Origin of the sequence: Curtobacterium sp. MCLR17_040, from assembly GCF_003234735.1 — a bacterium.
GTDB classification, from domain to species: domain Bacteria; phylum Actinomycetota; class Actinomycetes; order Actinomycetales; family Microbacteriaceae; genus Curtobacterium; species Curtobacterium flaccumfaciens.
This window is the reverse complement of record NZ_QKTE01000002.1, coordinates 378,783-387,239: the sequence shown is the minus strand read 5'-3', so window position 1 is coordinate 387,239 and position 8,457 is coordinate 378,783. Positions and strand designations below refer to the sequence as shown.

Annotated in this window: 5 protein-coding genes; all 5 read right to left on the bottom strand. The window is 71.4% G+C overall.

What is annotated here, in order from left to right; all coding sequences use genetic code 11:
- Window positions 1–977: GNAT family N-acetyltransferase (locus tag DEJ01_RS03920; RefSeq protein WP_146247547.1), on the bottom strand; the 977-nt coding region annotated here is incomplete at its 3' end.
- Window positions 974–2,398 (bottom strand): lysine N(6)-hydroxylase/L-ornithine N(5)-oxygenase family protein, encoded by a 1,425-nt coding sequence (locus DEJ01_RS03915; RefSeq protein ID WP_111092245.1) that lies wholly within the window; start codon window positions 2,396–2,398, stop codon window positions 974–976. The genes DEJ01_RS03920 and DEJ01_RS03915, both read right to left, overlap by 4 nt.
- The gene (locus tag DEJ01_RS03910) at window positions 2,395–3,819 is read right to left on the bottom strand and encodes a pyridoxal-dependent decarboxylase (RefSeq protein ID WP_111092244.1); all 1,425 of its coding nucleotides are present in this window, start codon (window positions 3,817–3,819) and stop codon (window positions 2,395–2,397) included. Before DEJ01_RS03910 ends, DEJ01_RS03915 begins: the two co-directional genes overlap by 4 nt.
- 97 nt (window positions 3,820–3,916) lie before the next feature.
- A complete protein-coding gene (locus tag DEJ01_RS03905; protein ID WP_111092243.1) occupies window positions 3,917–5,896 on the bottom strand; it encodes a LamG-like jellyroll fold domain-containing protein in 1,980 nt (659 codons plus the stop codon).
- Between the two features lie 99 nt (window positions 5,897–5,995).
- Complete coding sequence (locus tag DEJ01_RS03900) at window positions 5,996–8,446, bottom strand: ATP-dependent helicase (RefSeq protein ID WP_110863185.1); 2,451 nt, start codon at window positions 8,444–8,446, stop codon at window positions 5,996–5,998.
- Window positions 8,447–8,457 lie beyond the last annotated feature (11 nt).

The window sequence follows — 8,457 nt, the reverse complement described above, 5'->3', positions numbered from 1 at the left end:
CGCGCCAGCTGCCCGGCCGACGGCCCGCCCCGCCGGTGCTTCGCCGCCGCACTCGCCAGCGTCGACGCGATCTCCTCCAGGTACGTGCCGAGCAACTCGTCGGGGATCCCGAGCACCTCGTGCAGTTCGAGCACGAGCTCCTGCGCGCTGAGCGGCGCCGGCGCCCCCGCACGGGTCCGCGTCAGCGAGGCCTCGTCCATCGACCAGTGCTCGAGCACGTGCTGCCGGGCGCTGAACCGGTAGGTCGACTCCCCCGCGTCGAGCCGCCAGCCGTCCCTGTCCGGCACAGGGGCGATCAGCCGTTCGTGGGTGAACTCCGCGATCGTCTTCGCGACGAGGTGCCGTTCGGCGGGCTCCAGGTGCTCGGGCCGCAGGTGCGCGGCCGGCCCGTCGTCATCGGGGACGCCGATGCGATCGGTGTCGAGCACCGACAACAGGGCCCGCTTGCCGTCGACGTCCACCTGTCGCAGCGCGCGGAACCCGACCTCGGCGTTCTTCGCCTGCACGGCGGTGTTCCGCACGTCCGGTTCGACGACGACCCGACGGGCGCCGAGGGCGTCCCGGCAGTACTCGACGACGGTACGCATCACCGCGCTGGTCAGGCCGTGGACACGACGGTCAGCGGGCACCGGCGCGACGAGCAGGTGCATGCCGACGTCGCCGGGTTCGGCCGCCCACACGTCGGTGAGCAGGACGGCGGAGGGGTCGTAGGTCTCCGCCAGGAAGCATGGCTCGCCGTTCCGGCGGCCGAGCCACGCTGCCTGCGCGGGGTCCGCCTGGACGCCGACCAGGTAGGCGCGCACCCCTTCCACGTCGAGGTCGCCCATCTCCCACCACGACGACGCCGGGTGGGCGAGCCACGACTGCACGACGGCGGCGTCGCGTTCCGGGTCCACGGGTTCGACGGTCAGGAGGCCCGGCTCGGCTCCCCCAGGCGCGGTCGCGTCCGGCGCCGTGGTGGTCACGGTCGCGCTCATGCGGAGACCTCCGCGCGCTCGGTCGCGAGGCGGGCCGGCGCGCGCTCCGCGGCGCCGGGGCGGGCGGTGGACGGCGCTGCTGTTGACTGCCCCGAGGCGGGCAGGCCGAACTCCTGGAAGGCGATCCGGGCCTCCAGGCCGTACACGGGGCGACCCGTGACGGACCGGATGATCGACGCGTTCCGCCACGCACCCATGCCGAGGTCGGGCGCGGTCAGGCCGTGCGTGTGCTCCTCGGCGTTCTGCACCCAGATGCGTCCGCCCAGGGTGTCGACGTGGTGGTCGCGGGCGACGGCCAGGCGACCGCGGGAGTCGCGGGCGACGAGGTGCTCGACCGGGTCGAGGAACCGCGGGACCCGCGGGGTGTACCCGGTGGCCAGCACCAGCTGCTCGACCTCGTGCTCGTACGTCTGGTCGAGCTGCTCGTGGCGGAGCGTCAGCCGGTAGGTGCCACGGTCGCCGAGCCAGGCGGCGTCGACGACGCTCGTCTCGGTCCGGAGCGTCGTCGGGACGGGGCCGCGCGCACTGATCCGGTAGAGCTGGTCGTACAGGTCGTCGACCAGGTCGGCGCTGATGCCCTTGTACAGGCCGCGCTGCTCCCGCCCCAGGCGATCGCGGACGGCTTCGGGCAGCCCGTGGAAGTGGTCCGTGTACTCCGGGCTCGTCATCTCGAGGGTGAGCTTGGTGTCCTCCATCGGGAAGAACCGGGGCGACCGCGTGATCCAGTCGAGGCGGTAGCCGTCCTGCCGGATGTCCTCGAGCAGTTCGCGGTAGACCTCGGCGGCGGACTGCCCGCTGCCGACGACGGCGATCGACCCGGCGTCGCGCAGGGCATCGCGGTTCGGCAGGAACTCGGCGGAGTGGACCGCCGGTCCGCCGATCCCGCGCAGCGGGGCGGGGACGGACGGCTCGGTGCCGATGCCCACGACGACGTGGTGCGCGCGGTACGTCTCGGGACCCTGATCGGTCTCGGCGTGCACCGTGAACGTGTCGGTGACCGGGTCGTGCTCGACAGCCGTCACCCGGCGGCCCCACCGCAGGGTGTCGAGCCGGTCGGCGGCCCAGCGGCAGTAGGCGTCGTACTCGCTGCGCAGGGGGTGGAAGTCCTCGCGGATGTAGAACGGGTACAGGCGCCCGGTCTCCTTGAGCCACGCGAGGAACGAGAACGGCGAGGTCGGGTCGGCCATCGTCACCAGGTCGGCGAGGAACGGTACCTGGATCGTGGCGTCGTCGAGCATCATGCCGTGGTGCCAGGCGAAGCCGTCGGCGGCGTCGAGGAACACCGCGTCGAGGTCGGCGATCGGGTCCGTCAGGCAGGCGAGGCCGAGGTTGAACGGGCCGATGCCGATGCCGACGACGTCGTGCACGGCGGGGTCGGCGGTGGCGCGGGTGCGGTCGGCGGCGGTGCGGTCGGCGGTCATCGGTTCGCTCCCTCGGTCTCGGTGGTGGCGGCGCGCACCCGGGCTGCTGTCGCGACGACGTGCTCGAGCGACGCGTGCATCTGCTCAGGCGTCGTCTCGGGGTTGAGCAGCGTGAGCTTGTTGCACGGTCGGCCGTCGATGACCGTCTTGGCGATGAGCACCCGGCCCTCGGCGAGCAGGGCCGAGCGGATCGGGGCGACCAGCGCGTCGGCGGCCTCGTCGGTCATGCCGGCGGGCTGCCAGCGGAACAGCACCGTGCTGAGCTGCGTCGGCGCGACGAGCACCAGGTCGGGATGCTCCTCGACGATCCGGTGGGTGGCCGCGGCGAGGTCGATGACGGCGTCGAACGCGGCACCGATCGCGTCGGCACCGGTCGCCCGCAGCGTGGCCCAGAGCTTCAGGGCGTCGAACCGGCGGGTGGTCTGCAACGACTTGTCGACCTGGTTCGGCTCGGCGGCGTCCTCCGGGTTCAGATAGTCGGCGTACCAGGCGGTGCGGCGCAGGTCCTCCGGGCGCTGGACGATCAGGGCGCTCGACGACACCGGCTGGAAGAACGACTTGTGCAGGTCGGCGGTCACGCTCCGGGCCCGTTCGACGCCGTCGAGCAGGTGCCGGCGGGTCGGGGACACGAGCAGCCCGCAGCCGTACGCGGCGTCGACGTGCAGCCACACTCCCTCGAGGTCACAGACGTCCGCGATCGGCTCGAGCGGGTCGATGACCCCGCGGTCGGTGGTGCCGGCGGTGGCGACGACGGCCATCGGCGTCTGCCCGGCTGCGCGGGCGGCGGCGATCGCCTCGGCGAGGGCGGCGGGCACCATCCGGCCGGCGTGGTCGGTGGCGACGGCGACCACGGCCTCGAGCCCGAGCAGTCGCGCCGACTTCGCGATGCTGAAGTGGGTCTCCGCGGTCGTGAACACGGTGCCGCTGCTGCCGAGGGCCTCGCGCGCCAGTAGCAGGGCCTGCAGGTTCGACTGCGAGCCGCCCGAGGTGAAGATGCCGTCCCCCGCGGCGAACCCGATCCGACCGGCGAGCCAGGCGACGACGTGCCGCTCGATCTCGGTGCCGATGCGGGACTGGTCCCAGGTGTCGACCGAGGGGTTCACGGCGGCCAGGACCGATTCGGCGGCGACCGCGGGCAGCGCGACCGGGCAGTTCAGGTGCGCGAGGTACGCCGGGTCGTGGAACCAGACGGCCTCGCGGACGAACAGCTCGTCGAGTTCGGCGAGTGCACGGTCCGTCCCGAGGGGTTCGGCGTCGAGGTCGACGTCCTGCACCCGGGCCCGGAGGACCTCGGGAGCGGTGTCGGTCGTCGGACGGTCGACGGCGGCGAAGCGGTCGGCCAGACGGTCCACCGTGGACGTCACGGCGGAGCGGTAGCGCTCGGCGGTGGCGGTGGTCAGGAGTTCGATGGGAGGTGTCACGTTAGGTAAGGCTAACCTCACAAAGCGTGATCGTGCCACCCGAACGAGGGGCGCGCCGAACGGCCGGGCGTGTCAGACGCCCGTCCGCCGCCGGACGTCAGGCGTTCATGAACTCGCTCGGCTGCAGGGCCCGGCCGACGACGCGCACGTCGCCGATCGACCCGACGAACACGTTGTCGAGCTTGTCGCCGTAGCGGTACCCACCGAGCAGCCACGGCTTGCCGATCGTGCTGAGACCGCGGTTCGGGGTGGACGGGTTGCGCACGACCGGGCACCCGTCGACGTAGAGCACGGTGTGCGTCCCGTCGTTCACCACGGCCACGTGCCACCAGGCGCCGAGCGGCAACTCGTGCCCCCAGTTCGTCAGTGATCCGTCCTGGCTCGCCGGGTACACGCACCACTGCAGTTCGCGGTCCCCCGACAGGCTCAGCGTCACCGCGGGCTCGTCCCGGTCGCCGTCGGCGCCGGTCGCCTTCCCCACCTGGCCGGCGCTCGAGTACTGCGACAGCAGGGCGCTGAACCCGTTCGCAGTCGGGTCGAACGTGGTCGGCAGCACGAAGAACGCCTCGACCGTGTAGCCCCGGGGGAAGTGGGTCCGGTTGAGCGGTGCCGTGTCGACGGTCTGCAGGTGGTCGCCGCCGGTCTTGCCGCCCTGCAGTGCGAGGCTGCCGGCGCCCGGCTGGTCGGGGTGGTGCGCCGCCGTCCAGCGCAGCGCCCCTGCGACGGCACCGGTCCGCCGGGCGACCACCAGGTCGTTGCCCTTGCCGCTCTGGTCGCGCACCCGCGTCGTCGGCGCGAGCGCCGCCCCGTCCGGGTTGCCGTCGAACCGCCAGTACGCCAGCGTCCCCGGCACCAGCATGCGTGCCGCCGGCCGGGAGGCCCGTGGTGCGACCGGCGCGAACCCCGCGAAGCGCGCGTCGAAGTCCACCGCCATGGTGAAGCGGTCGACGTCGCCACTGAGGTTGACCTCCTGGGCTGCGAGCTCGTTCGCGTCGCCGAGTCCGCCGGCGAGCAGGAAGGGCGACAGCGTCTCGACGTCGATGACGTTCCGCTCGAGGTCGACGTGGTACAGCCGGATCATGGCCGCCCCGCCGTAGTAGCGGTTCTGGTAGTTGGTCAGGTGGAGTGCGACGTCGTGCCCCACGGCGTTCTTCGCCGTCGTGCGTCCCGGCCCCCAGTAGTGCCCGTTGAGCGTCAGGAAGACCTGGTCGTGCTTCGTGATGAAGGAGTCCCAGAGCTGCTGCCCGTAGGGGTCGAACGCCGCCCCGCCGCTGGCGTCCGAGTCGACGAGGGCGTGCGTCGTGAGGATGACCGGAGCGTGCGGCCGGGCGGCGAGCACGGAGCTGGCCCAGGCGAGCCCGCTCGCGCTCGTCCGCCAGTCGAGTGCCAGGACGACCCACTCGCGGCCGGCCGCGGTGAACCGGTGGGCGGTGTTGTAGCCGTCGGGGCTCGAACCGATCCAGCCCGGGGCCTTCCGGAACCGCTGCGGACCGAACACGTCGAGGTACGGGGTGCGGCCGCGCTGGTCGTCGGTCGAGGAGTCGACGTCGTGGTTGCCGGCGAGCACGCTGTAGGGCGCCCCGGCTCGGTCGAGCACGTCGAAGACCGCACCGGATGCGCGCATCTCGGACGCCGCACCGTTCTGCGTCAGGTCGCCGAGGTGGACGAGGAACACCGTGTTGTGCCGGGCCTGCTCGCGGACGACGTACTCGAGCGAGGCGCGCATCGGTGCCTGGTCGACCGCGGCGCCGTCGAACATGTACTGCGTGTCCGGCATCACCGCGACCGTGAAGCGCGGCGAGGTCGTGTCCGGGTGCCACCGTCCGGTGTGTCCGCGCGCCACCGCTGCCTGCGCGGCCGCGGCCGATCCGCCGAGCACTGCCGGGGCCACGACGGGTGCCGCGGTCAGCACATCGGCGACGGCCGGGGCGCTGCCGAAGCCGTTCGACGCCACGAGTCCGGCGGCACCGGCGAGCCCGGATCCGACCAGGAAGCCCCGGCGAGAGACCGGGATGCGCTTGCTGCGGTCTCCGGCGTGGTCGTGGGCGTCGTCGCGGTCGTCAGGGCTGTTCTGCACAGCACCGCACCGTACGGATCGCGGGGGAACGCCCCGGGTCCGTTCCGTGAACTCCAGACCGGCTGCGGCTGCCGGTTCGGTGTGGACCGGTGAGGGCTCCTACAGCTTCTCGATCGGGGCGATCTTGATGAGGAGCTTCTTGCGGCCCGCGGAGTCGAACGCGATCTCGGCGATGCGCTTGGCACCCTGCCCCGTCACCGCGGACACCGTGCCCTCGCCGAAGTCGACGTGCTTGATGCGGTCGCCGGCGACGAGTTCCATGTCGCCGTTGTCGCGCACCTGCCCGGACACCCGGTTCGCCCACTCGGTCTTCGGACGGGTCTTCGAGGCAGCCGCTGCGCGGTCGTACGAGCCGCCGCCCCAGCCACCACCACCGCGGTAGCCACCGCCGCCGCCGCCACCGCCGCCGAAGCCGCCGTCGCGCTTGGCGTTCAGGGCACGGGGCTGCGTGCCACCGCGGCTGTTCGCCATGCCCGGGGACTGCTTCCACTCGATGAGCCCCTCGGGGATCTCCTGCAGGAAGCGCGAGGGCATCGCCACGTTGACGTCACCGAACTGGGCGCGGGTCATCGCGAGGGACAGGAACAGGACCTTCTTGGCGCGGGTGATGCCCACGTAGAACAGCCGGCGCTCTTCCGACGGACCGCCGGGTTCGTTGGCGGACATCCGGTGCGGGAGCAGGTCCTCCTCGACGCCGGTCAGGAACACCGCGTCGTACTCCAGGCCCTTCGCGGTGTGCAGGGTCATCAGTGAGACCGTGCCCGAGGAGTCGTCGAGCTCGTCCGCCGCGGCGACCAGCGAGACCTCGGTCAGGAAGTCCGACAGCGTGCCCTCGGGGTTGTTCTTCTGGAACTCACGCGTCACGGCCACGAGCTCGTCGATGTTGTCGGCGCGGGCGGCGTCCTGCGCGTCGGGCGACTTCCGCAGGTTGTCGAGCAGTCCGGAGCCGTCGAGCAGCTGCGTCAGGGTGTCGACCACCGGCTGCGTCGGGGCCTTCTCGGACACGGCGTCGAGCAGCGCCGCGAACTCGGTGATGGCGTTCCGCACCTTCGGCCCGAACCCGAGCTCGCCCGCGTGCCGCAGGGCGTCGCGCATCGTGGTCTCGTGCTCGTCGGCGTAGCGCTGCAGCGTGGTCTCGGTGACCGAGCCGATGCCGCGCTTGGGCACGTTGAGGATGCGGCGCAGGGCCATCGGGTCGGCCGGGTTGGCGACCGTGATCAGGTACGCCATGGCGTCCTTGATCTCGGCACGCTCGTAGAACTTCGTGCCGCCGAGCACCCGGTACGGGATCGCCGCACGGATGAAGATCTCCTCCAGCGCACGGGTCTGCGAGTTGGTCCGGTAGAACACCGCCATGTCGCGGTAGTCCATGCCGTCTTCACGCAGGCGCTGGATCTCGTCGGCGACGAACTGCGCCTCGTCGTGGCCGGTGTACCCGGTGAAGCCGACGATCTTCTCGCCGGCGCCGACGTCGGTGAACAGGCTCTTCGCCTGGCGGTCGAAGTTGTTCGCGATGACGGCGTTCGCCGCGTCGAGGATGTTCTGCGTCGAGCGGTAGTTCTGCTCGAGCAGGATCGTCTTGGAGTTCGGGAAGTCCCGCTCGAACTCGACGATGTTGCGGATGTCCGCCCCGCGGAAGGCGTAGATGGACTGGTCGGAGTCGCCGACCACCGTCAGGGACGCGGGGGCGATCGACCCGTCGGTCTCCCGCATCCGGGCGACGTGCTGGCCGGAGTCCTCGAGCTTGTCGACCTGTTCGACCGGAACCGGGCGGGTGAGCTCACGGATCAGGGCGTACTGGGCGTGGTTCGTGTCCTGGTACTCGTCGACCAGGATGTACCGGAAGCGGCGCTGGTACAGGGCGGCGACGTCCGGGAAGGCTCGGAACAGGAACACCGTCTGCCCGATGAGGTCGTCGAAGTCGAACGCGTTCGCCCGGCGGAGTTCGTTCGTGTAGCGCCGGAACACCTCGGTGAACATGACCTCTTGCGGGTCGTTCACGTTGATGTTGCGCGCGTAGGTGTCGATGTCCTGCAGCTCGTTCTTGAGCTTCGAGATCTTCGACGCCGCGGCGCCGACGGTCAGCCCGAGGGAGTCGGCCTCGAGCTCCTTGATGATCCGCTTCAGCAGCGCCTTGGAGTCGGCGGAGTCGTAGATCGTGAACGACTGCGGGAACCCGAACCGCTCGGCTTCGCGCCGCAGGATGCGCACGCACGCCGAGTGGAACGTGGAGATCCACATCCCCTCGGCCTCGCCACCGACCAGGGCCCGGACGCGCTCGCGCATCTCGGCGGCGGCCTTGTTGGTGAACGTGATCGCCAGGATCTGCGACGGCCACGCTTCGCGGTTGGCGAGCAGCAGCGCGATGCGGCGGGTGAGCACGCTCGTCTTGCCGGAACCGGCGCCGGCAACGATCAGCAGGGACTCGCCGCGGTACTCGACGGCTTCCTTCTGCTGGGGGTTCAGACCCGCGGTGAACGGGTCTTCGTACGCGCGGGCACCGGCGCCCGGCTCGGGCGTCGATTCGAAGGGGTCGAGCACGATCGTCATGTTCGGGACAT